Below are 22,687 nucleotides of genomic sequence, written 5' to 3' on the forward strand. Positions count from 1 at the left end.
TGTATTCAAAACAGTATGACGCCCGGTCCCATTCCGAACCCGGAAGCTAAGACCCACAGCGCCGATGGTACTGCACCCGGGAGGGTGTGGGAGAGTAGGTCACCGCCGGACACACATTGGTCGAGGCCCCAACCACCAGGTTGGGGCCTCCCACATTTAACCCACCAACACCACAACACGATCCCGCACCTGGGCCCGGTGACGCGCCATCAGGTCCTGTGCGGTTTGTGGGTGACGCGCCATCAGCTTTCGTCCCCTCACCGGAGACGCGCCATCAGCTTTCGTCCCCTCACCGGTGACGCGTCACCAGGTCCCGCGCCACGACAGAAGACTCTCACGAAGTGATGAGGCGTGGCCGGCGAACGGGCAGGATGTGATGGGGCGTCGCCTGTGAAGATGGCCACGATACCGCTCCCAAGGGGCCCGCTGTCCCTTGGGATTTCGCGGCTCCACTAGAATTGATGAAGATGTACGGACTTCGAAGCGCTTGATTTCGGGTTGCGTAGGAAACGAAACGAGCGGCTGCAGTTGCGCCAGTGGTCGGCTCACAACAGGAGGAATCCATATGGCCGAGCACAACGGGGGCAACCGCGGCAACGACCGCGGCGCGTTCCGCGGCAACAACAACTCCGGCGGGGATCCCCGCGGATTCCGGTCCCGCTCCGACCGCGACGGCAACAGCCCCTCCCGCGGCGGTTCCGGGGCCGGCGGTGAGCGGAAGCCTTTCGGTGATCGTGATCGTAAGCCGTTTGGTGACCGTCCCCGCCGCGACGGCGAGGGTGACCGTCGTGGTTTCACCGGTGGTACTGGTGGCGGTGAGCGGAAGCCTTTCGGTGATCGTGATCGTAAGCCGTTTGGTGACCGTCCGCGCCGTGACGGTGAGGGTGACCGCGACCGGAAGCCTTTCGGTGATCGTGATCGTAAGCCGTTTGGTGATCGTGATCGTAAGCCGTTTGGCGACCGTCCGCGCCGTGACGGTGAGGGTGACCGCGACCGGAAGCCTTTCGGCGACCGTGATCGTAAGCCGTTTGGTGACCGTCCCCGCCGCGACGGCGAGGGTGACCGTCGTGGTTTCACCGGTGGTACTGGTGGCGGTGAGCGTAAGCCTTTCGGTGATCGTGAGCGTAAGCCCTTCGGCGACCGTGATCGTAAGCCCTTTGGTGACCGTCCGCGCCGTGACGGTGAGGGCGACCGCCGCAGCTTTGGCGGTGGTGACCGTGACCGGAAGCCTTTCGGTGACCGTCCGCGCCGCGAAGGCGAAGGCGACCGCCGCGGCTTCGGTGGCGAGAACCGCAAGCCGTTTGGTGACAGGCAGGATCCCGCACCGCGCAGCTTCGACCGCGGCGACTCCCGGGCCGAATCAGGTCGTGGCGGCTCCGGCCCCCGCGGCTTTGGCCGCGACCGCCAGGAGGAGCGCCCTGTCCGCGTGCCCAACGCCGCAGACCTTCGCAGCGCCAACCGCCCTGACCGGGAACGCTCACCCGAGATCGATGAGGACGTCACGGGCAAGGAACTGGACCGAGCCACGCACCACCAGATCAAGACCCTTGAGCCCAAGAGCGCAGAGTGGGTTGCCCGTCACCTGGTGATGGCCGGCCGCCTTATCGACGACGAGCCCGAGCTTGCCTTCCAGCACGCCCTCGCCGCCAGTCGTCGTGGCGGACGGCTCGCAGCCGTCCGCGAGGCCGTTGGCCTGACGGCCTATGCTGCCGGCCATTACGGTGAGGCACTCCGCGAGTTCCGCACCTTCCGCCGGATCAGTGGTTCCAACGTGCACCTCCCCGTGATGGCCGACTGCGAGCGTGGCCTGGGGCGCCCCGACCGTGCCCTCGATGTTGCCCGCTCGGAGGAAGCCCGGGACCTTGACGCGCCCGGCAAGGTGGAACTGGCAATCGTGGCAGCCGGTGCACGGACCGATCTGGGCCAGCTGGACGCGGCAGTAGCGGAACTGGAGATTCCGCAGCTGGACATCAACCGTGCCTTCTCCTACAGTCCGCGACTCTTCCGTGCCTACGCCGATGCACTTGCAGCGGTGGGACGCCAGGAAGAGTCGGAAAAGTGGAACCGCCAGGCGGTCGTGGCAGAAAACGCGCTGGGCCAGGGTGCGGACCAGGAACCCGAAATCATCGACCTCGGCTGGGACGAGGAAGAAGAGGCACGGGAAGAGGCTGAGCGACGCCGGCTGCTGGAGCGTGCCTCCGGCGCCGCCGAAACCGAAGCTCCCGCTGAAACCCCCACCGCCGGTGACGCAGACGCCGAAGCTGAAAGCACCCGCGCTACCGAAGCGGAACCAGCCCAGGACAGCAACCTGGACGACCAGGACGCCGACTACTTCGTCTCCGACGACGCCGAATCGGACCAGGACTCGGTGGAACGGGACGAGCTGGATTCCGAAGCTGCCGGTGATGCCGAAGCGGAGGACAGCGGTGCCACCCAGCATGATGAAGAACGCCGGGAAGACTGACAAGCATGAGTGACGTTTCACTGGTTTCCCGCTTCGACGCACTGCTCGCCGACCTGGACGGCGTGGTCTATGCCGGGCCCCACGCCATTCCCGGAGCTGTGGATTCACTGCAGCAGCTCTCCGGCCTGGGTATCGGCCTGGGCTATGTGACGAACAACGCCTCCCGCTCCCCGGCGGAGGTGGCAGCGCATCTCCGTGAGCTTGGTGCCCCCGCCGAGGACAACCAGGTGGTCAGTTCCTCGCAGGCGGCAGCCGAGCTCCTGGCCTCGCTGCTTCCACCAGGGTCCAGGATCCTCATCACGGGCAGCACGGCGCTTGCCCGCGAAATTGAACTGGTGGGCCTGGTGCCGGTGGGCAGCCAGGCGGAGGAACCGGTCGCGGTCGTCCAGGGTTTCAGCCCAACCATCGGCTGGAAGGACCTGGCAGAGGCCACCTACGTGGTGTCCGCCGGGGCGCTTTGGGTGGCCACCAACACGGACATGTCCATTCCCCAGGCGCGTGGCATCGCCCCGGGAAATGGCACCTTGGTTGCCGCTGTCGCTGCTGCCACGGGGCAGCAGCCCAAGGTTGCTGGAAAGCCCGAAGCTCCGCTGTTCCATTCGGCAGCCAAGCGCCTCGGGGCCGAGCGTCCCCTGGTGGTCGGCGACCGGCTGGACACGGACATCCTGGGCGGCAACAACGCGGGCTTTGCCACCGTTGCTGTCCTGACCGGCGTCGACACGCGCGAAACCATTCTGGCCGCGAGGTCTGCGGAACGGCCCAACTACATCATCGAAAACCTGGCCGGCCTGCACCGCCCGTACCCCGAAGTGACGCACGACGACGGCACGTATACGTGCGGCCAGTCAACGGCGCGCGTGGCCAACGGAGCCGTGGGCATCATTGGCAGCCAGGACCAGCTCGACTCCTGGCGGGCCGCATGTGCGGCCTGGTGGGCGGCGACGCCGGACGCCGCAGCCCCGAAGGCGCCCAAGCTGGTGTGGCTGGATCACTAGACTGGTTGAATGACCGAGCTGACCGAACCGGACGACGCGACAGCCCAGCCGGCCCCGGAGTGGCCGCAGCCAGGCGGGATGGACCTCACCGATCCGCGGGTTGCGCAGGCCGTAGCCAGGCTTTTCGACATGCCCGGGCTCCCTGTCCCGGACCACGGGACCGTCTACGACGACCTCCACGATGAACTGCTGGCCGCCCTCAACGCCGATCCCGCAGACACCGATCCTGCAGACGCCGATCCAGCAGGTGCTGATCCCGCAAAGACCGCCCCCACCGGGACCGGCTCCACACTGCCCGGTCCCGCCGGGGGTGCAGCCTGATGCCGGTTCGCCTCGACCAGGCACTGGTGGCACGCGGGCTGGCGAGGTCGCGCACCCATGCCGCGACGCTCATCGCCGAAGGCAAGGTCAGCTCCGGTGGCCAGGTCCTCGCCAAGGCCTCCCTCCAGGTTGATGACAGCCGGGACCTCGCCGTCGAACACGATGACCAGGACAGCTACGCCAGCCGCGCGGGCCATAAGCTGGCCGGGGCCCTCGACGCCTTCCCCCAAGTTTCGGTGGCGGGCAAGAGGTGCCTGGACGCCGGCGCCTCCACCGGGGGCTTTACCGATGTCCTGCTTCGGCGGGGTGCCGCGCACGTGGTGGCTGTCGACGTCGGACACGGCCAGCTGGTGCCGCACCTCCGCGACGACCCCCGCGTGGACGTCCATGAAGGCATGAACGTCAGGTACATGGCGCCGGAAGACATTGGCGGCCCGGCAGCGCTGACCGTCGCCGACCTGTCCTTTATTTCCCTCACCCTCGTGGTCCAGCCACTGGCCGGCTGCACCGAACCAGGCGGGGACCTGGTGCTGATGGTCAAGCCCCAGTTCGAGATCGGCAAGGACCGCCTGGGCCGCACCGGCGTGGTCACCTCGGAGCGTGAGCGGCGGATGGCCGTGGAGAAGGTGGCCAGGGCAGCGCTCGACGCCGGCCTGGACCTTTGCGGGCTGGCGGCCAGTCCGCTGCCGGGGCAGGACGGAAACGTCGAATACTTCCTGTGGATAAAACGCAGGATCAGCAAAGACTTGCCTAAGATCGAAGAGCGAGAGGCAGCAGCCGCTGCGTTGCTCGGACAAATCTGGCCTAACCACTAGAGAGCGGAACCTGATGAGCAGGCGTGTACTGGTCCTTGCCCACACCGGCCGCGAGGAATCACTGAAAGCCGCCTGGGAAGCCTGCGCCCTGCTGCACGCCTCCGGCATGGTCCCCGTGATGCAGGAGTCCGAACTGGGGGACATGGAAAGGTTCTTTGGGCACCTGGCCCAGCCGGTGGAGGTCCTCCACGACCACGTCCAGCTGCCCGATGTGGAACTCGTCATGGTCCTTGGCGGTGACGGCACCATCCTGCGGGCCGCCGAACTGGTCCGTGAGGTGGATGTGCCGCTGCTGGGCGTCAACCTGGGCCACGTGGGCTTCCTGGCCGAAAGCGAGCGGGCGGACCTTGCCCAGACCGTGGAGTGGGTTGCCAGCCGCGAGTACACGGTTGAAGAGCGGATGACCATCGATGTCCAGGTCTGGGTCCGCGGCCAGAAGATTTGGCACACCTGGGCTTTAAACGAGGCCGCCATCGAGAAGGCCAACCGCGAACGCATGCTCGAAGTCGTGACCGAGGTGGACGAGCGCCCGCTGACGTCCTTCGGCTCAGACGGCATCGTGCTGGCCACCCCCACCGGATCCACGGCCTACGCGTTCTCGGCGGGCGGTCCGGTGGTCTGGCCGGAGGTGGAGGCCCTGGTCATTGTGCCCATCAGCGCCCACGCGCTCTTCGCCAAGCCCCTGGTGGTGTCGCCCAGGTCGAAGCTTGCGGTGGAGGTGCTGGGCCGGACCGACGCCCAGGGCGTGTTGTGGTGCGACGGACGGCGCTCGGTGGACCTGCCGCCGGGAGCCCGGGTGGAAGTGACCAAGTCCGCCACTCCTGTCCGGCTGGCCCGCACCCACCAGACGCCGTTCTCCGCCCGGCTGGTCCGCAAGTTCGAGCTGCCCATCCACGGCTGGCGCGGGCCGGTACCCAAGTCCGACGCCGTGCACACCGGCCCCATCCCCATTGTGCGGACGCCGCGGCCCATGCCGCCGCTGCCCGTGCCGCATGTGGAGAACTCCGACAGCGATCCCGATCCGTCGACTGCAAAGTGAATCCATGCTTGAAGAACTGAGAATCCGCGATCTGGGCGTCATCACCGACGCAACGCTTCCGCTCGGCCCTGGACTGAGCGTCGTCACCGGCGAAACCGGCGCCGGCAAGACCATGGTGGTCACCGCCGTTGGCCTGCTCCTGGGCGCCCGTTCGGATGCCGGGGCCGTCCGCAGCGGCGCCAAGAGCGCCACCGCTGAAGCAGTCCTGAAGCTCGACGCCGGCCACCCGGCCATTGCGCGTGCCCTGGACGCCGGTGCCGAGGCGGAAGAGTTCGACGGCGGCGCAGAGCTGATCCTGGCCCGGCGCCTTGGTGCGGATGGACGCAGCCGTGCCTTCCTGGGCGGCCGTGCTGCACCCGTGGGCGTACTGGCTGAGATCGGTGAGACCCTGGTGGTGGTGCACGGACAGTCGGACCAGATCCGGCTCAAGAGTGCCACGGCGCAGCGTGAAGCCCTGGACAAGTTCGCCGGCGACACCCTGGCCGGTCCACTGGCCGCGTACCAGGAGCTGTATGGCCGGTGGAAGTCCAGCCAGGCCGAGCTGGACAACCTCCGCAGCGCCGCCCGCGACAGGCTCCGCGAAGCTGAATCCCTGGAGGCTGCCCTTGCCGAGATTGACGAGGTGGATCCGCAGCCGGGGGAGGATGAGCTCCTGAAGGCCGAGGCCGTGAAGCTTGCCAACGTGGAGGAACTGCGAATCGCCGCGAGCACCGCCCACCAGGCACTCATTGCAGAGGACTTTGGTGAAGCCGGTGACGCCACCACATTGGTGGACTCCGCCAAGCGGACCCTGGAGCACGTGTCCGAGCACGATGCGCAGCTGGGATCCGCAGCCGCCCGGCTGGCCGAGGTGGGCTTCCTGCTTACTGACATCGCCGCCGAGCTGGCCAGCTACCAGGCCAGCCTGGACTCCGAGGGCCCGGAGCGGCTCGCCGAGATCGAGGACCGGCGCGCTGCGCTGGCCAAACTGGTCCGGAAATACGCCCCCACCATCGACGAGGTGCTGGAGTGGGCGGAGCAGGCGCGCGTCCGCTTCGACGAGCTCCAGGACGACTCGTCCCGCATCGAGGCCCTGGACGCTGAGGTGGTCCGCGCCGAGGCGGAGCTGAAGAAGCAGGCAGCGGGCATCAGCAGGATCCGCGCCAAGGCCGCAAAGGACCTGTCCGGCCGCGTCAGTGCGGAGCTCAAGGCCCTGGCCATGGCCGATGCCACGCTGGTGATCAACCTCGAGCCGACCGGTCAGCTGGGCCCGCACGGCGCGGACGACATCAGCTTCCTGCTGCGGCCGCATTCGGGCGCCCCGGCCCGGCCGCTGGGCAAGGGGGCGTCCGGCGGTGAGCTGTCCCGCGTCATGCTGGCCATCGAAGTGGTGCTTGCCGCCGTCGATCCCGTCCCCACCTTTGTCTTCGACGAGGTGGACGCCGGCGTGGGCGGCCGCGCCGCCGTAGAGATCGGCCGCCGCCTGGCCATGCTGGCACGCCACGTGCAGGTGCTGGTGGTCACGCACCTGCCGCAGGTGGCAGCGTTCGCGGACCAGCACATCACCGTCACCAAGACTTCCGTCAGGGGAGCCGACGGCGGCACCGCCACCGGGTTCACCTCCAGTGACGTCCGCCTCCTCGACGGCCCGGAGCGGGTCCGTGAGCTCGCCCGGATGCTGGCCGGCCAGGAAGACTCCGAAACCGCGCAGGCCCACGCCCAGGAACTCCTGGATGACGCCAAGCTCCTGCCCCAGCGGGCCTGACAGGGACAACCACGGGAGGGACGAATTGATGATAGGCTCGAATTCCGTGGTGCAGCGATCAAATTCCCGTGTAAATTCCCGGTTCCCGGGCTCCTCCAAGACGACGAAGCACATCTTTGTCACCGGCGGTGTGGCGTCCTCGCTTGGTAAGGGACTGACGGCGTCCAGCCTTGGTCACCTGCTCCGGGCACGCGGCCTGTCCGTGACAATGCAGAAGCTCGATCCCTACCTGAACGTGGATCCGGGCACAATGAACCCCTTCCAGCACGGCGAGGTCTTCGTCACAGACGACGGCGCCGAAACGGACCTGGACATCGGGCACTACGAGCGCTTCCTTGATGAAAACCTCGAGGGGTCCGCGAACGTCACCACCGGCCAGGTGTACTCCACGGTGATTGCCAAGGAACGCCGCGGCGAGTACCTGGGGGACACCGTCCAGGTCATCCCGCACATCACGGATGAGATCAAGCGCCGCATGCGTTTGCCCGCCGAGGGCAAGAACGCCCCGGACGTCATCATCACCGAAATCGGCGGCACCGTTGGCGACATCGAATCCCAGCCGTTCCTCGAATCGGCCCGCCAGGTCCGCCAGGACATCGGCCGCGGAAACGTGTTCTTCCTGCACGTCTCCCTGGTGCCGTACATTGGCCCCTCGCAGGAGCTGAAGACCAAGCCCACCCAGCACTCCGTGGCCGCGCTGCGGTCCATCGGCATCCAGCCCGAGGCGATCGTGATCCGTTCGGACCGTGAAGTGCCGGAGGCCATGCGGGAGAAGATCGGCCGCATGTGTGACGTCGATATCGACGCCGTAGTGAACGCCGCGGACGCCCCCAGCATCTACGACATCCCCAAGACCCTGCACGGACAGGGCCTTGACTCCTACATCGTCCGGGCCCTTGACCTGCCCTTCAAGGACGTTGACTGGACCAGCTGGGACAAGCTGCTTGAAGCCGTCCACAACCCCAAGCACCACGTCGAGATTGCCCTGGTGGGCAAGTACATCGACCTGCCTGACGCCTACCTCTCGGTCACCGAAGCGCTGCGTGCCGGCGGCTTCGCCAACGAGGCCAAGGTCAAGATCCGCTGGGTCCCGTCCGACGAATGCGAGACCCTCGAAGGCGCCATCAAGGCCCTCGACGGCGTGGACGCCATCTGCGTTCCCGGCGGCTTCGGCATCCGTGGACTCGAAGGCAAGCTCGGCGCCCTGAAGTTTGCCCGCGAAACCAAGCTGCCCGTGCTGGGCCTGTGCCTCGGCCTGCAGTGCATGGTGATCGAGTACGCCCGCAACGTGGTGGGCCTGGAGGGTGCCTCCTCCAGCGAATTCGAGCCGGACTCCAAGTACCCGGTGATCGCCACCATGGAGGAGCAGCTGGAGTACGTGGAAGGCCGCGGCGACCTGGGCGGCACCATGCGCCTTGGACTGTACGAAGCCAAACTGGATGAAGGCTCGGTCATCGCCGGAACCTACGGCAAGACCACCGTGAGCGAACGCCACCGGCACCGCTACGAGGTGAACAACAAGTACCGCCAGCAGATCGCGGACAAGGGCCTGGTCTTCTCCGGCACTTCCCCGGACGGCAAGCTGGTGGAATTCGTTGAGCTGCCCGCCGACGTGCACCCGTACTACGTGGCCACGCAGGCCCACCCCGAGCTGAGCTCGCGGCCCACCCGCCCGCACCCGCTGTTCGCCGGCCTGGTCAAGGCTGCACTTGACCACCAGAACGCAGGCCACCGGAACGCAGGCGGCCAGGGTGCAGGCCAGGAGGGCGTTGCCGACACGGCTGTGCCCCCGGCCGGCGAACATGCGGCATCGGGTACCGTTACCGCTAAGTAGTCGATAGAACACACAAAGGACGGCGCGATGCCTGGTACACCTGAAGCCACCCCTGCCAAACAGGTTTCGGATGCACCAAGCCCGCGCCGTCTTTTGTCTACGGAGAAGGTCTACCAGGGCAGGATCTGGGATGTCGTCAGCGACACCTTCCAGCTCTCGGACTCCGGGGACGCCCTCACCCGCGATTACATCGACCATCCCGGCGCCGTAGCCGTCCTGCCCATGAACGCCGAGGGCCAGGTCCTGCTGTTGAAGCAGTACCGGCACCCCGTGGGCATGGACCTCTGGGAGGTTCCGGCGGGCCTGCTGGATGTTGAAGGCGAAGACTTCGTGGTGGGGGCGGCGCGCGAACTGGCCGAGGAAGCGGACCTTGCTGCCGGGACCTGGAACGTCCTGGCGGATGTCTTCAATTCCCCGGGATCCTCCAGCGAGGCCATCCGTATCTACCTGGCCCGTGACCTCACCGAAGTGCCGCACCACGAACGCCACGAACGGACGGACGAGGAGGCGGAGATCGAGTTCCACTGGATCGGCCTGGATGATGCCGTGGCGTCCGTCCTGGCCGGACGCCTGCACAACCCGTCCGCCGTCGTCGGAATCCTGGCTGCCGCTGCCGCCCGCGCCAACGACTATGAAGGCCTCCGCCCCGCCGACGCCCCCTGGCCCGCCCACCCCAGCCAGCGCTGATGGCGCCTCCTTCGGCTGAAGCAGCGCCGGCGGTCGAACCGGGCCCGGCGGAGGCTGCCGCTGCCCCGGCACCTGTACCTTCCGCCATCGACCGTGCAATTACCGACTACCTCCAGCACATGGGTGTGGAACGGGGACTGGCAGCGAATACCTTGGCAGCCTACCGCCGGGACCTGGCCCGCTACGCCCGGTATGTTGCCGCAGCCGGCTGCGGCCGGCCGGAGGACATCACCCGGCACCACGTCACGGGTTACGTCCGCGCCCTGTCGGACGGTTCCGACGGCGGTTCCACCCTGGGGGTCCGGTCCGCGGCCCGGACGGTGGTTGCGGTCCGTGGCCTGCACAAGTTCTGGGCCCTCGAAGGTTATACGCCGGCCGATCCAGCCCGCGACGTCCACCCACCCATGGCAGGTAAACGGCTGCCCAAGGCCATCAGCGTTGACGAAGTGACCCGCATCCTGGAGGCGGCAGGAACGGACACCGCCGCCGGACTGCGGGACCGCGCCCTGCTTGAATTCCTCTACTCCACGGGAGCCAGAATCAGCGAAGCGGTGGGACTGGACGTTGATGACATCTCCCTTGCCGGGCCGGAATCCGGGCCTGCCATTGTCCGGCTGTTCGGCAAGGGGTCGAAGGAGCGGCTGGTGCCGCTGGGCTCCTACGGGGCCCGGGCGCTGGACGCCTACCTGGTCCGCGGCCGGCCGCTGCTTGCTGCCAAGGGCAAGGGCACGCCTGCGCTGTTCCTGAATGCCCGCGGCGGCCGGATCAGCCGGCAGAGCGCCTGGACCATCCTCAAGGCGGCGGCGGAGAAGGCCAACATCACCCGGGACGTCTCACCGCACACGCTGCGGCATTCCTTCGCCACCCACCTGCTCGAAGGCGGCGCGGACGTCAGGGTGGTGCAGGAACTTTTGGGCCACGCATCGGTGACCACAACCCAGGTGTACACGCTGGTCACGGCTGATACGCTCCGGGAAATCTACGCGGCCGCTCATCCCCGCGCGCTGGGCTGACGTTCCGCCAGGCAGGGCACGTCCGGCCGCCAGGGTCGCGCGGACAGCTAGAACATGGCCTCGATGGTCAGTTCCACGGGCCCCAGCAGGAAAGCCAGCACAGAAGTTCCCATGCAGGCGACCAACATCAGTCCGGGATGTGCCAGGCCGATCACCACCCGGCGCAGCCGTGGCCGGCCGCGGAGGAAGGATTTCGGTACGCGGGAGAGCGTGGGCACCTGCCGCCAGCCGCGAAGCCGCCGAAGGAACCAGGCGCACCGGGCGACAAACGCCAACCACAGGACGGCTACCACCAGCGGCACCAGGGCCGCCATCAGGGTGAAGCCCAGAGCCGTCACCTCGCGCTCTGAGTCTCCCGCCACCGCTTGGACAGTGGTTGAGATGGACGCACTCAACACCACCGAGATGGCCCAGACCATGAAGGCCGCAACAAGTGCCAGGAACCGCACGAAGAACAGGCCCAAAACCGACTCCCGGGCGGCTTTCACCTGCTGCCGGGGAGTCACGTGGAGAACGGCCAGGGTGCTGAGCAGCGTGGGCAGGGCCGCTGCTGCCACCAGCAGGTACCACGTCCAACCAGCCAGGTTCACGAACTCATCTGCAAGAATGAGCGCTGTCCAGACACAGGCCCAGGCCCAGCCCCAATACAAAGGGTTGCGCACCAGCCACCCCGGCAGGCGGGTGTCAATGGCCGAAATCCTGGCGGGCCGTATTCCGTGTCCTGTTTCGGGAGTCACACCTAGAGCTTGGCATATCCGGCGTCCCTTGGCGCTTCCCCGATGACAACTCCCGGACCCCATAGGCTTGAAGGCATGACCACAGCCTCTGTGACCCTTTGCTTCCTGCTCCGTGACGGGCCGGGCGGCCCCGAGGTACTCCTCGGGCTGAAACAGACCGGGTTCGGCAGGGGCAAGATCGTGGGCATCGGCGGCCACGTGGAACCGGGGGAGTCGGACGCGCAGGCCGTCATCCGGGAGGTCCTGGAAGAGACCGGTGTGGTGCTGCGGGTTGAGGACCTGGCGGACGCCGGATCGGTCCAATTCGTCTTTCCGGCCCGCCCGGAATGGAATATGCGGACCACCCTCTTTACCGCCCGGACCTGGCAGGGCGAGCCGGCACCCAGCGACGAGATCCTGCCCGAGTGGTTCCGGGTGGATACGCTGCCCGTGGACCGCATGTGGCAGGACGCCGACCACTGGCTCCCGGTGGTTCTGGAAGGCCGAAGGATCAACGTGGTGGTCACTATGCACACAGACAACGAATCAGTCGCCTCATCCGAGAGCCTGCTGGACTGAGCAGGCAATTAACGGCCGACGGCGGCCCGGGCACCTGGGTGCCGGGCCGCCGTCGGACGTTCCTGCCAGGAGTCAGGGGAGGTGCCGCTCCTCCGGACCGATGTACTCGCTCAGCGGCCTGATCAGGGAGTTCGCGTCCAGTTGCTCCATGATGTGGGCGGTCCAGCCTGTGATCCGGCTGGCCACGAACAGGGGAGTGAATGTGGGCGTATCAAAGCCCATCAGGTGGTACGTGGGCCCGGCCGGGTAGTCGAGGTTCGGCTTGATGGCCTTGGCTTCGTCCATGGCCTGCTCGAGCCCGTTGTACAGCCCCAGCAGTTCCGGCCGGCCGTAGTGGGCGATCATCTTGTCCAGTGCGGCTTTCATGGTGGGGACCCGGGAGTCGCCGTGCTTGTAGACACGGTGGCCGAAGCCCATCACCTTCTTCTTCTGCGCCAGGGCGTCTTCCATCCATGCCTTGGCCCGGGCCGCTGCTTCCTCCAGGGACTCCTCCTGCCGGATGCCGATCTCGTCGAAGGTGTGCATGACGGCTTCGTTGGCGCCGCCGTGCAGCGGACCCTTGAGGGCGCCGATGGCACCGGTCACGGCTGAATGCAGGTCCGAGAGCGTCGAGGTGATCACACGGGCGGTGAATGTGGAGGCGTTGAAGGAGTGCTCGGCGTAAAGAATCATCGAGACGTTGAAGGCATCCACCACCTCCGGCACCTGCTCCTCGCCGAAGGCCATCCACAGGAAGTTGGCCGAGTAGCCAAGGTCTTCGCGGGGCTCCACCACATCCTGCCCGTGGCGGCGGCGCTGGTCGTAGGCCACCACCGCGGGCATGGCGGCGAACAGGTCCACGGCCTTGGCCATGTTGGCTTCCCGGGAGGAATCCCCAGTCAGGGGATGCCGTGCCCCCATAACGGAAGCAGCAGTCCTGCAGACGTCCATCGGGTGCGAAGTGACCGGAAGGGTATCGATCACCTGCTTCACCACCGGATCGAGGGCGCGGCCGGCGCGTTCCTTCGCGCTGAACTCGGCAAGCTGGTCCTTGGTGGGCAGTTCACCGTTCCACAGCAGGTACGCCACTTCCTCGAAGCTGCACCGCGCTGCCAGTTCCTGGACAGGGTAGCCGCGGTAGAGCAGGGAGTTGGTGTCCGGATTGACCTTGGAAACGGCGGTGTAGTCCACCACCACGCCGGCAAGGCCTTTTTTGATCTCATTTTCAGCCATGCTGAAACTCCTTTGTTCCTAAAGCCTGTTCGTCCGGCGGAGGCCGGCCTTCCGATTGGGTGTCAGGTGCCGGGTGTCACGTTCCGGGAATCTGGAAATTGAACACGCCGGTGTCGAAGCGGTTGTAGGCCTCGTAGTCAACGAGGTCATAGAGCCGGGCACGGGTCAGCATGTTTGGAACCTGCGCCTCCTGGGTGCCGTCGGATTTGATCGATTCCAGAGTACGCTCAGCAGCCCCCATGGCACTACGGAGCAGCGTCACCGGATAGATCACCATGTTGACGCCGACGCCGGCCAGTTCATCCACGGTGAAGAGGTCGCTCTTGCCGAACTCGGTCATGTTGGCCAGGATCGGCACGTCCACCGCGTCGCGGATGGCCTTGAACTCGCCCAGGTCCTTCATGGCTTCGGGGAAAATTGCGTCGGCGCCGGCTTCGACGAGGGCTTTGGCGCGCTGCTGTGCGGCTTCCAGCCCCTCGGTGGCGCGGATGTCGGTGCGGGCCATGATCAGGAAGTTCGGGTCCCGCCGGGCGTCGGCCGCGGCCCTGATGCGTTTGGTGGCGGTGTCCTGGTCCACCACGTTCTTGCCGTCCAGGTGGCCGCAGCGCTTCGGGTTGAACTGGTCCTCGATATGGCAGCCGGCCAGGCCTGCGTTCTCGAGTTCCTGGACGGTGCGTGCCACGTTCATGGGCTCCCCGAAGCCGGTGTCCGCGTCAACGATCGAGGGCAGGTCAGTCATCCGCGCGATCTGCCCGGCCCGGGTGGCTACCTCGGTCAGGGTGGTCAGGCCGATGTCCGGCAGGCCGAGGTCGTTGGCGAGGACGGCGCCGGAGATGTACACCCCGGCGAAGCCCTTTTCCTCGATCAGCCGGGCGGAGAGCGGGTTGAACGCGCCGGGGAACTGCTGGATGGTCCCGGAGGCCAGCAGTTCCCGGAAGCGGACCCGCTTCTGTTCCGGGGTGGTCTTTGAGTACAGCATCTAGAACAGTCCCTTCGGTGCCGCCGCGAGGTCGATGACGCCGGGAGCGGCGGTGATGTTCAGCTGGTCCAGCTCACCGGCGGCGAGCTGTGGGAGGCGTTCGACGGCGGTGAGGAACCTTTCGATCTCAGCCTCCTCCACGAGCCCGGCGGCGAGGGTGCGGAACTTGTTGATGTACTGTTCCCGGGCGAAGGAACGGGCGCCGAGCGGGTGGGCGTCGGCAACGGCGATCTGGTCGGTGATGACGGTGCCGTCCTTGAGCGTGATCTCCACCGAGCCGCCGAAAGCCTTCTCTGCGATGTCCAGGGAGTGGTAGCGGCGGGTCCATTCGGGATCTTCCACCGTGCTGACTTTGTGCCACAGTTCCACGGTGTCTGGACGGGCGGCGCGCTGCGGGGCGTAGGAGTCCACGTGGTGCCAGGCCCCGTCCTGCAGGGCCACGGTGAAGATGTACGGGATGGAGTGGTCCAGGGTTTCCCTGGACGCGGTGGGGCTGTATTTCTGGGGGTCGTTGGCGCCGGAGCCGATCACGTAGTGCGTGTGGTGGCTGGTCTTGATCAGCACTGACTCGACGTTGGCCGGATCGGTGACCTCGGGTTGTTCGCGGTGCAGCTTGCGGGCAAGGTCGATCCACGCCTGGGCCTGGTACTCCGCGGAATGTTCCTTGGTGTAGGTGTCCAGGATGGCGCGCTTGGCTTCACCCGGGGTGGGAAGCGGGACCATGTAGGAGGCGTCCGGGCCATCGAGCATCCAGGCGATGACGCCGTCTTCGCCTTCGTAGATGGGCACGGGGGAGGTCTGGCCGCGCATGGCCCGGTCGGCGGATTCGATGGCCATCTTGCCGGCAAAGGCCGGGGCGTGGGCCTTCCAGGTGGAGATCTCGCCCTTGCGGGACTGCCGGGTGGCGGTGGTGGTGTGCAGCGCCTGGCCCACTGACTGGAAGATGGTCTCCACATCGAGGCCAAGCAGGGTGCCGATCCCGGCCGCGGCCGAGGGGCCGAGGTGGGCCACGTGGTCGATCTTGTGCTTGTGCAGGCAGATGGCCTTGACCAGGTTGACCTGGATCTCGTACCCGGTGGCGATGCCCCGGATCAGGTCGTGGCCGCTGGCGCCAACGTGCTGGGCGACGGCGAGGATCGGCGGGATGTTGTCCCCGGGGTGGGAGTAGTCGGCCGCGAGGAAGGTGTCGTGGTAGTCCAGTTCCCGGACAGCCACCCCATTGGCCCAGGCTGCCCACTCCGGGGACACGCGGTCCTCGATGCCGAAGACCTTGGACCCCTTGCCGCCGGTGCTGGGGCCGTGGGTGAGCGCCTGGGCACGGGCGGCGACGATCGGCGCGCGGTTCAGGGAAGCGATCGCCACCGAGGCGTTGTCGATGACGCGGTTGATCACCATAGCGGTCACGTCGTCAGACACAGCCACCGGGTCCGCGGCGACCTGGGCGATTTTGTAGGCCAGCTGGTCCTCGCGGGGCAGGTTTTCTTCGCTTTTATAGACGCGGACGTGGTGTTCCTTGACCATGGTGCTCCTTCGGGTGGGATGCGTGGGTTGCTTTGACGTGGGAGAGGCTTCGGTGCAGGTGGACGATGGTGGCCGCCTCGGCGAGCCTGGGGTTGCCGGCCGCGATGGCCTCCGCGATGGCGGCATGCTCGGCGGCTGCGGCAGTGAGCCGGCAGGCATCGTCGGCGGCAAGCCGGCGGATCCGGACCAGGTGAACGCGCAGGCTGCGCATGGCCTGGGCCAGGTAGGAGTTGGAGATGGCGGCGTCGATTGCTGTGTCCAGCCGGCCCACCAGTTCGTAGTAGTCATGCAGGGCCGGGTCGTCACCGCCAATCAATGCGGGAGCCTCGAGCAGTTCGCGCTGCAGGCGCTCGAACGTCGCAGCCTCGCCGCGCCGCGCAGCCAGTGCCGCCGCCCTGCCCTCAAGGGTTTCGCGGAGTTCGAACAGTTCGTCAATGTCCTCAAGGGAGATGTCGGTGACGACGACGCCGCGGCCGCCTGCCGTTGTGAGGCCTTCCGCCGTAAGGCGGCCCAAGGCTTCCCGCAGCGGTGTGCGCGAGACGCCCAGACGCTCGGACTGTTCCACCTCGGCAAGGACCGTACCCGGCGCCAGGCGCCATTCGATGATGTCATCGCGCAGGGCGGCATAGGCCTTGTCGCTGGCGCGCATGCTCGTCTCCTTCCTCGGCTGACTGCATCAGTGTATACACAATTGGGCTCAAAAGAATGGACCTTTGAGAAAATATGCCAGAAATTGACTTCCTTGTATACAGCGACCCTTGTGGTGGTTAACTCCGCCAGCTAGCATGAGCTGCATCACAACGTCGTGGACGGGATTACGTTATGATCACCACCAGCTATCGGGACAGTTACCGGCGCAGCATCGAAGAGCCCGACGACTTTTGGCTGGAGGCCGCGGGAAACATCGCCTGGAGCTCTCCTCCGGCGCAGGCGCTGGACTCCACGCGGGCACCGCTCTACAGCTGGTTTCCCGACGGCACACTGAATACCTGCTACAACGCCCTTGACCGGCATATCGCCGAAGGCCGCGGGGAGCAGGTGGCCCTGATCCATGACTCGGCCATGCTGGGAACCCGGCACCGCTACACGTATGCCCAGCTCACGGACGCCGTGGCACGCTTTGCCGGTGTGCTGCGCGGCCATGGCGTGGGAAAGGGGCACCGCGTGGTGATTTACATGCCAATGATCCCGGAAGCCGCTATCGCCATGCTGGCGTCGGCCCGGCTGGGCGCGGTCCATTCCGTGGTGTTCGGCGGTTTTGCGCCCAAGGAGCTCGCGGCCCGGATCCGGGACGCCGCACCCACGGCGGTGGTGACCGCTTCGGGCGGGATCGAACCCGCCCGCCGCATCGAGTATCTGCCGGCCGTCGCGGAGGCGCTGGAACTGGCGGGCACGCCGGACCTTCCCGTATTGGTCAAGGAGCGCGACGGATTCGCGTCCAAGGCTGCGGACCATGCGGGCTGGCTGGACTGGGACACGGAAATGGCTTCCGCAGAGCCTGCCGCTCCCGTTGAGGTGAAGGCCACCGATCCGCTCTACATCCTCTACACATCCGGAACCACCGGCACGCCAAAGGGAGTGGTGCGGGACAACGGCGGCCACGCCGTCGCCCTGCGCTGGACCCTGGAGAACATTTACGACGTCGGTCCGGGCGACGTGATGTGGACCGCGTCAGACGTCGGCTGGGTAGTGGGGCACTCCTACATTGTCTATGGCCCGCTGCTGGCCGGCGCCACCACGGTGATGTACGAGGGCAAGCCCGTAGGCACCCCGGATGCCGGCGCATTCTGGCGCGTGGTCCGGGACCACAGGGTCAATGTGCTCTTCACTGCGCCCACGGCACTCCGGGCCATCCGCAAGGCGGATCCGGCGGCGTCGCTGCTGCGGAAGTACGACATCTCCAGCCTGCGGACCCTGTTCACTGCCGGCGAGAGGCTGGACACGGACACTTTCCATTGGGCATCACGGGCCCTCGGCGTGCCGGTGGTGGACCACTGGTGGCAGACCGAGACCGGGTGGGCCATTTGCGCCAACCCGCGTGGCCTGGAGCAGTTGCCCATCAAGGCCGGCTCCCCGAGCGTGCCCATGCCCGGGTTCCGGCTGCAGATCCTCGACGGCGCAGGCGGAGAGGTGGAACCCGGCACCGAGGGCAACATCGTGCTTGGACTGCCGCTGCCGCCGGGCACCCTCACAACGCTGTGGCGGAATGATGAGCGCTACATCTCTTCCTACCTTCAGGCTTTCGAGGGCTGCTACGCCACCGGCGATTCGGGTTACCAGGACCGGGACGGGTACATCTTTGTCATGGGCCGTACGGACGACATCATCAATGTTGCCGGCCACAGGCTCTCAACCGGCGCCATGGAACAGGTGATCGGCCAGCATCCGGCCGTTGCGGAGTGCGCCGTGATCGGCCTCGCCGACCCCGTGAAGGGCCAGCGTCCCAGCGGCTACGTGGTGCTCAAAACCGGGGTGGACATCGCCGAAGATGTCCTGGCCAATGATCTAGTGGCACTGGTCCGGCGGGACATTGGTGCGGTTGCGGACTTCAAACAGGTGACAGTGGTGGATGCACTGCCCAAGACCCGTTCGGGAAAGATCCTCCGTAAGACCATGCGCCAGATAGCGGACGGCGAGGAGTACACCGTTCCGTCCACCATCGAGGATCCAGGCGTCATCGATCAATTGATCGGAGCACTCCGGGCGGGGGAGGCGGAGGCTGGCTGAGGCGCATGGCCGGGGCGCGCACGTCCAACCCCGAGCAGCTCAGCGGGTGTTCCAGCGGTATTCGTTCTCCGGCCTGCCGGGGGTGCCGTAGCGGGCGGTCCGGGAAACTGTTCCCGCATCGGCCAGGTACTCAAGGTAGCGCCGAGCCGTCACGCGCGACATCCCCAGGGCGTCCATGACCTCCGTGGCGGACACTGCTTCAGGCTGCCCCCGGAGGAACACCTGGACGGATCCGAGCGTCGAGGTTGAGAGTCCCTTGGGCAGCGGGAGTTCGGATGGCGCCCGGAGGCTGGCAAAGGCCTGGTCCACTTCGCTTTGCGAGGCGCCCCCCTTGCCGGGGCCACCGCCGGAACCGGCCAACTGCTGCCGGAACTGGCGGTAATTTTCCAGCTTGTCGGAGAACGTGGCGAACGTGAAGGGCTTGATCAGGTACTGGACCACGCCGATTGCCACGGCGCTGCGGACGATCGCCAGTTCGCGCACGGCGGTGATCGCAATGATGTCCGCCAGGATCCCCGCCGAACGCATCCGGCGGGCGATGTCCAGGCCGTGCAGGTCGGGCAGGTTCATGTCCAGCAGGACCAGTTCAACGGGCTCTCCCGCGGCCACGAATTCGTTCAGCAGCCGCAGGGCCGACTGGCCGTCGGGGGCTGTCCCGGCGAGCTCGAATCCTTCCAGCCTCCCCACGTAGGCCGCGTGCGCTGCCGAAGCGATGGCCTCATCTTCGACGACGAGGACCCGGATGTTGCTCACTGTCTGTGCTCCTTCTCCGCGGACACCGCTGCAGGCAGGAATACTTCGAACTTGGCGCCGCGCCGGCCGTTGATGGCCAGCGTACCGCCCAAACGCTGCACCGCCTGCCGCACCAGGGCCAGGCCGATGCCCCGGCCCCCGGCCCCCGCAGGCTTGGTGCTGAATCCGTGCCGGAAGATCTTTTCCGCATCGGTGGGGTCGATGGGCGTTCCGGAATCGTTGACGGCGATGTCCAGGCCTTCTTCATCGGCCTCCAGCGTCAGCACCACCCTCCGCGGAGGGGGTGCATCGGCGGCGGCATCGATGGCATTGTCCAGCAGGTTGCCCAGGATCGTCACCAGGTCCTGGACGGCCACCCCGGGTGCCGTGCCGGAGCCCAGGGTGGAGAGATCCAGCTGGACGCCGCGTTCGTGGGCCTCGGCCACCTTTCCCATGAGCAGGGCGCCCACCACCGGTTCATCGATCGAACTCACCATGTCATCTGTCAGCTGCTGGCTCAGGGCCAGGTCCTGGGTTGCAAAGTCCAGGGCTTCCCTGGTCCGGCCGAGTTCCAGGAGCGAAACCATGGTGTGCAGCCGGTTGGCGTGCTCGTGGGTCTGGGCGCGCAGCGCGTCGGAAAGGGTGCGCATGGTCTGCAGTTCGTTGCCCAGCGCTTCGATTTCTGTCCGGTCCCTGAGGGTGGCCACGGTCCCGTAGACGGGGACCTTTCCGCGGGTGCCCCGGGCCTCGGGACCCCGGGCCGGCCCCTGGTTGACCACCAGCACGCGGGAGCCGGTCAGGACCATCTCGTCCTTGGTGGTCCGCCCGGACTCGAACAGGCTGCGCAGTTCGTCGTCCAGGGGAAGGTCTGCCAGCGATGGGGGCCGGGTGGGGTCATTGTTGCCGGTGTCGGCCAGGCCCAGCAGCTCGGCAGCCTGGTCGTTGTACATCACCACGCGCTTCCGGGCATCGATCAGGATCAGGCCTTCCCGGACCGAGTGCAGCACCGACTCGTAGTAGGCGAACAGCTGTGCCAGCTGTTCGGGACCCCAGCCCCGGGTAACCCGCCGCAGGTACCTGCCCAGCAGCCACGACGCCAGTGAACCGCCCACCAGGAGGGCCATGCCGACGGCCAGCAGGACGGGAAGGCGCCCGGCAAAGGCGATATCGACGCTGCGGACGGTAACACCCACCGCTACGAGGGCCTTGACTGTCCCCGCGGAATCCTTGACCGGAACAATGGTCCGCACCGACGGGCCCAGCGTACCTGCCGTCACTTCGGTGTAGGTGTGGCCGCGGAGTGCTTCATCGATGGAGCCGATGTAGGGCCGGCCCAGCTCCTCGTCCCGCGGGTGGGTCCAGCGGGTACGGTCCGGCGCCATGATCGTGATGAAGTCCACGTGGGCCGCGGTGGTGACGTCTTTGGCATACGGCTGCAGGACGGTGGACGGGTCCGGCGTGGCAGCAGCCTGGAGCACCAGGGGATTGGCGGCGATGGAGGCAGCCACGCCTTCCATCCGGCGGCCCGCTTCGTCATACGTCCGGTCCCGCGCGTCCACGTAGGCGGCCGTTCCCACGATGGCGATAAACGACACGACGATCAGCAGGTTCGCCAGGAAGAGCCGGCGGGCGATACTCCAGCGGTGGATCATGCCTGCCTCCCTTGGACCCTGCCGTTACCGCGACCAATATGAACGCAACGGTGAGCTGGATCACGGGGTGCCCAATGATGGATATCACATTGGACGGACGTGTTGAGCCCAGAGACTGCGCCGCAACGTCTATCAGAATATCCACAAGGAGACACATCATGGCTTCTCAACGAGGAGAGTCGCTCGAGACCGCGACCCCGCGGCGCAAGGGACTGGACAAGTCCCACTACCTCTACATCGCAGTTATCGCCGCCGTCGTCCTCGGCGCGGTGGTGGGCCTGCTGTTCCCGGAGGTGGGCAAGTCCCTCAAGCCCCTGGGCGACGGCTTCGTCAAGCTCATCAAGATGATGATCGCACCGGTCATTTTCTGCACCATCGTCCTGGGCATCGGCTCCATCGCCAAGGCAGCCACCGTCGGCAAGGTCGGCGGCCTGGCACTGGGCTACTTCATCATCATGTCAACCTTCGCCCTGGCCATCGGCCTGGTGGTAGGCAACATCATCCACCCCGGCGAGGGCCTGAAGCTGACGCCGTACGACCCCAACAAAAAGGCGGCGACCGACAGCACCGTGGACTTCCTGCTGGGCATCATCCCCAGTGACGTCCCCGTGCTGCCCACCCTGCTGGCAGCCATCCTGGTTGGCTTCGCGCTGCAGAAGATGGGCGCCCAGGGTGCCCCGATCCTCAAGGCTGTCGGCTACGGCCAGGCACTGGTGTTCCGCATCCTCATCATGATCATGTGGCTCGCTCCGGTAGGTGCCTTCGGTGCCATCGCCGCCGTCGTGGGCGCAACCGGCGTGCAGGCCATCGTCAGCATGTTCACCCTGATGATCGCCTTCTACATCACCTGCGCACTGTTCATCGTGGTGATCCTGGGCGGCCTGCTCCAGGTGGTGGCCGGCGTCAACATCTTCAAGCTGATGAAGTACCTGGCCCGTGAGTACCTCATCATCTTCTCCACGTCGTCCTCGGAAGCGGCACTGCCGCGGCTGATCGCCAAGATGGAACACCTCGGCGTCTCCAAGCCGGTCGTCGGCGTCACCGTTCCCACCGGCTACTCCTTCAACCTGGACGGAACCGCCATCTACCTGACCATGGCGTCCCTGTTCGTGGCCAACGCCATGGGCACCCCGCTGGACCTCGGCGCCCAGATCTCCCTGCTGGTGTTCATGATCATCGCCTCCAAGGGTGCCGCCGGTGTGACCGGTGCCGGCCTTGCAACCCTCGCGGCCGGCCTGCAGGCACACAAGCCCGAACTGCTCGGCGGCGTGGGCATGATCGTCGGCATCGACCGGTTCATGTCCGAGGCCCGCGCCCTGACCAACTTCACGGGCAACGCGGTGGCCACCGTCCTGATCGGCACCTGGGTCAAGGAGATCGACGGCGGCCAGGTTGGCCGGGTGCTGTCCGGCGAAGAACCTTTCGACGAGGCAACCATGATGGTCCACCATCACGGCGAAATGGCACCCAAGGAAGAGGGCGCCCGCGAGGCTGCCAAGGCCTAGCCACCGCCAGGACACCCCACGAGACCGCCCCCGCAGCCATGTTGCGGGGGCGGTCCTGCGTTCCCCGGCAGCGTTCCCCGGCAGTGCAACCTTCGACCTCAGCTAGAGGGTCAAGGCTCAACATTCGCGGAAAGTCAAGTTCCGTCGAATGC

The 22,687-nt window shown here is 66.7% G+C and carries 19 protein-coding genes and 1 rRNA gene; 13 read left to right on the forward strand and 7 right to left on the reverse strand.

The window, feature by feature from the left end; all coding sequences use genetic code 11:
- The 10 genes from rrf to xerD all read left to right on the forward strand — a co-directional run.
- Window positions 1-111: ribosomal RNA gene (rrf, locus tag ASG79_RS07020) — 5S ribosomal RNA — on the forward strand; the annotation flags it as partial.
- 454 nt (window positions 112-565) lie between these two features.
- On the forward strand, window positions 566-2,464 hold the full coding sequence (locus ASG79_RS07025; protein WP_056389675.1) for a hypothetical protein: 1,899 nt from the start codon (window positions 566-568) through the stop codon (window positions 2,462-2,464).
- Between the two features lie 5 nt (window positions 2,465-2,469).
- On the forward strand, window positions 2,470-3,459 hold the full coding sequence (locus ASG79_RS07030; protein ID WP_056389678.1) for an HAD-IIA family hydrolase: 990 nt from the start codon (window positions 2,470-2,472) through the stop codon (window positions 3,457-3,459).
- 9 nt (window positions 3,460-3,468) lie between these two features.
- Entirely contained in the window at window positions 3,469-3,780 is a 312-nt protein-coding gene (locus ASG79_RS07035) for a hypothetical protein (RefSeq protein ID WP_186447700.1), read from the forward strand.
- Entirely contained in the window at window positions 3,780-4,595 is an 816-nt protein-coding gene (locus ASG79_RS07040) for a TlyA family RNA methyltransferase (RefSeq protein ID WP_056389681.1), read from the forward strand. Before ASG79_RS07035 ends, ASG79_RS07040 begins: the two co-directional genes overlap by 1 nt.
- Before the next feature lie 13 nt (window positions 4,596-4,608).
- Window positions 4,609-5,634, forward strand: a complete 1,026-nt coding sequence (locus ASG79_RS07045; protein WP_018772005.1) for an NAD kinase — start codon at window positions 4,609-4,611, stop codon at window positions 5,632-5,634.
- Between the two features lie 4 nt (window positions 5,635-5,638).
- Window positions 5,639-7,378: a DNA repair protein RecN gene (gene recN / locus ASG79_RS07050; RefSeq protein WP_056389683.1), complete on the forward strand. Its 1,740-nt coding sequence runs from the start codon at window positions 5,639-5,641 to the stop codon at window positions 7,376-7,378.
- Window positions 7,379-7,406: 28 nt separating this feature from the next.
- Window positions 7,407-9,212 (forward strand): CTP synthase, encoded by a 1,806-nt coding sequence (locus ASG79_RS07055; protein WP_056389844.1) that lies wholly within the window; start codon window positions 7,407-7,409, stop codon window positions 9,210-9,212.
- Between the two features lie 27 nt (window positions 9,213-9,239).
- Complete coding sequence (locus ASG79_RS07060) at window positions 9,240-9,899, forward strand: NUDIX domain-containing protein (protein ID WP_018772008.1); 660 nt, start codon at window positions 9,240-9,242, stop codon at window positions 9,897-9,899.
- The gene (xerD, locus tag ASG79_RS07065; RefSeq protein ID WP_056389686.1) at window positions 9,899-10,912 is read left to right on the forward strand and encodes a site-specific tyrosine recombinase XerD; all 1,014 of its coding nucleotides are present in this window, start codon (window positions 9,899-9,901) and stop codon (window positions 10,910-10,912) included. The genes ASG79_RS07060 and xerD overlap by 1 nt, the downstream gene beginning before the upstream one ends.
- 47 nt (window positions 10,913-10,959) lie before the next feature.
- Here the strand turns inward: xerD and ASG79_RS07070 are convergent, their stop codons facing one another.
- Complete coding sequence (locus ASG79_RS07070; RefSeq protein WP_235509757.1) at window positions 10,960-11,649, reverse strand: hypothetical protein; 690 nt, start codon at window positions 11,647-11,649, stop codon at window positions 10,960-10,962.
- Window positions 11,650-11,724: 75 nt separating this feature from the next.
- Between ASG79_RS07070 and ASG79_RS07075 the strand changes: the two genes are divergently transcribed.
- Window positions 11,725-12,207 carry an 8-oxo-dGTP diphosphatase gene (locus ASG79_RS07075; RefSeq protein ID WP_056389691.1) on the forward strand — a complete coding sequence of 161 codons (483 nt, stop codon included), beginning with the start codon at window positions 11,725-11,727 and terminating at the stop codon, window positions 12,205-12,207.
- Window positions 12,208-12,279: 72 nt separating this feature from the next.
- Here the strand turns inward: ASG79_RS07075 and ASG79_RS07080 are convergent, their stop codons facing one another.
- The 4 genes from ASG79_RS07080 to ASG79_RS07095 all read right to left on the reverse strand — a co-directional run bounded on the left by ASG79_RS07080 (window position 12,280) and on the right by ASG79_RS07095 (window position 16,568).
- Window positions 12,280-13,419: a bifunctional 2-methylcitrate synthase/citrate synthase gene (locus tag ASG79_RS07080; RefSeq protein WP_018772012.1), complete on the reverse strand. Its 1,140-nt coding sequence runs from the start codon at window positions 13,417-13,419 to the stop codon at window positions 12,280-12,282.
- A 76-nt stretch (window positions 13,420-13,495) separates the two neighbouring features.
- Window positions 13,496-14,398: a methylisocitrate lyase gene (gene prpB / locus ASG79_RS07085; RefSeq protein ID WP_056389694.1), complete on the reverse strand. Its 903-nt coding sequence runs from the start codon at window positions 14,396-14,398 to the stop codon at window positions 13,496-13,498.
- Window positions 14,399-15,919 (reverse strand): MmgE/PrpD family protein, encoded by a 1,521-nt coding sequence (locus ASG79_RS07090; RefSeq protein ID WP_056389695.1) that lies wholly within the window; start codon window positions 15,917-15,919, stop codon window positions 14,399-14,401. It abuts the gene before it with no gap.
- The gene (locus ASG79_RS07095) at window positions 15,888-16,568 is read right to left on the reverse strand and encodes a GntR family transcriptional regulator (protein WP_056389698.1); all 681 of its coding nucleotides are present in this window, start codon (window positions 16,566-16,568) and stop codon (window positions 15,888-15,890) included. Before ASG79_RS07095 ends, ASG79_RS07090 begins: the two co-directional genes overlap by 32 nt.
- 173 nt (window positions 16,569-16,741) lie before the next feature.
- On the opposite strand from ASG79_RS07095, the gene ASG79_RS07100 reads away from it, so the two are divergent.
- The gene (locus ASG79_RS07100; protein WP_056389701.1) at window positions 16,742-18,646 is read left to right on the forward strand and encodes a propionyl-CoA synthetase; all 1,905 of its coding nucleotides are present in this window, start codon (window positions 16,742-16,744) and stop codon (window positions 18,644-18,646) included.
- A gap of 39 nt (window positions 18,647-18,685) precedes the next feature.
- Here ASG79_RS07100 and ASG79_RS07105 read toward each other — a convergent pair whose 3' ends face one another.
- Both ASG79_RS07105 and ASG79_RS07110 read right to left on the reverse strand, forming a co-directional pair.
- On the reverse strand, window positions 18,686-19,399 hold the full coding sequence (locus tag ASG79_RS07105; RefSeq protein WP_056389710.1) for a response regulator: 714 nt from the start codon (window positions 19,397-19,399) through the stop codon (window positions 18,686-18,688).
- A complete protein-coding gene (locus tag ASG79_RS07110) occupies window positions 19,396-21,030 on the reverse strand; it encodes a sensor histidine kinase (RefSeq protein ID WP_056389713.1) in 1,635 nt (544 codons plus the stop codon). The genes ASG79_RS07105 and ASG79_RS07110 overlap by 4 nt, the downstream gene beginning before the upstream one ends.
- A gap of 158 nt (window positions 21,031-21,188) precedes the next feature.
- Here ASG79_RS07110 and ASG79_RS07115 point away from each other — a divergent pair, with 158 nt between their 5' ends.
- Window positions 21,189-22,535, forward strand: a complete 1,347-nt coding sequence (locus ASG79_RS07115; protein ID WP_018772019.1) for a C4-dicarboxylate transporter DctA — start codon at window positions 21,189-21,191, stop codon at window positions 22,533-22,535.
- Window positions 22,536-22,687: the final 152 nt, after the last annotated feature.

Origin of the sequence: Arthrobacter sp. Soil761, from assembly GCF_001428325.1 — a bacterium.
Lineage (GTDB): Bacteria > Actinomycetota > Actinomycetes > Actinomycetales > Micrococcaceae > Arthrobacter.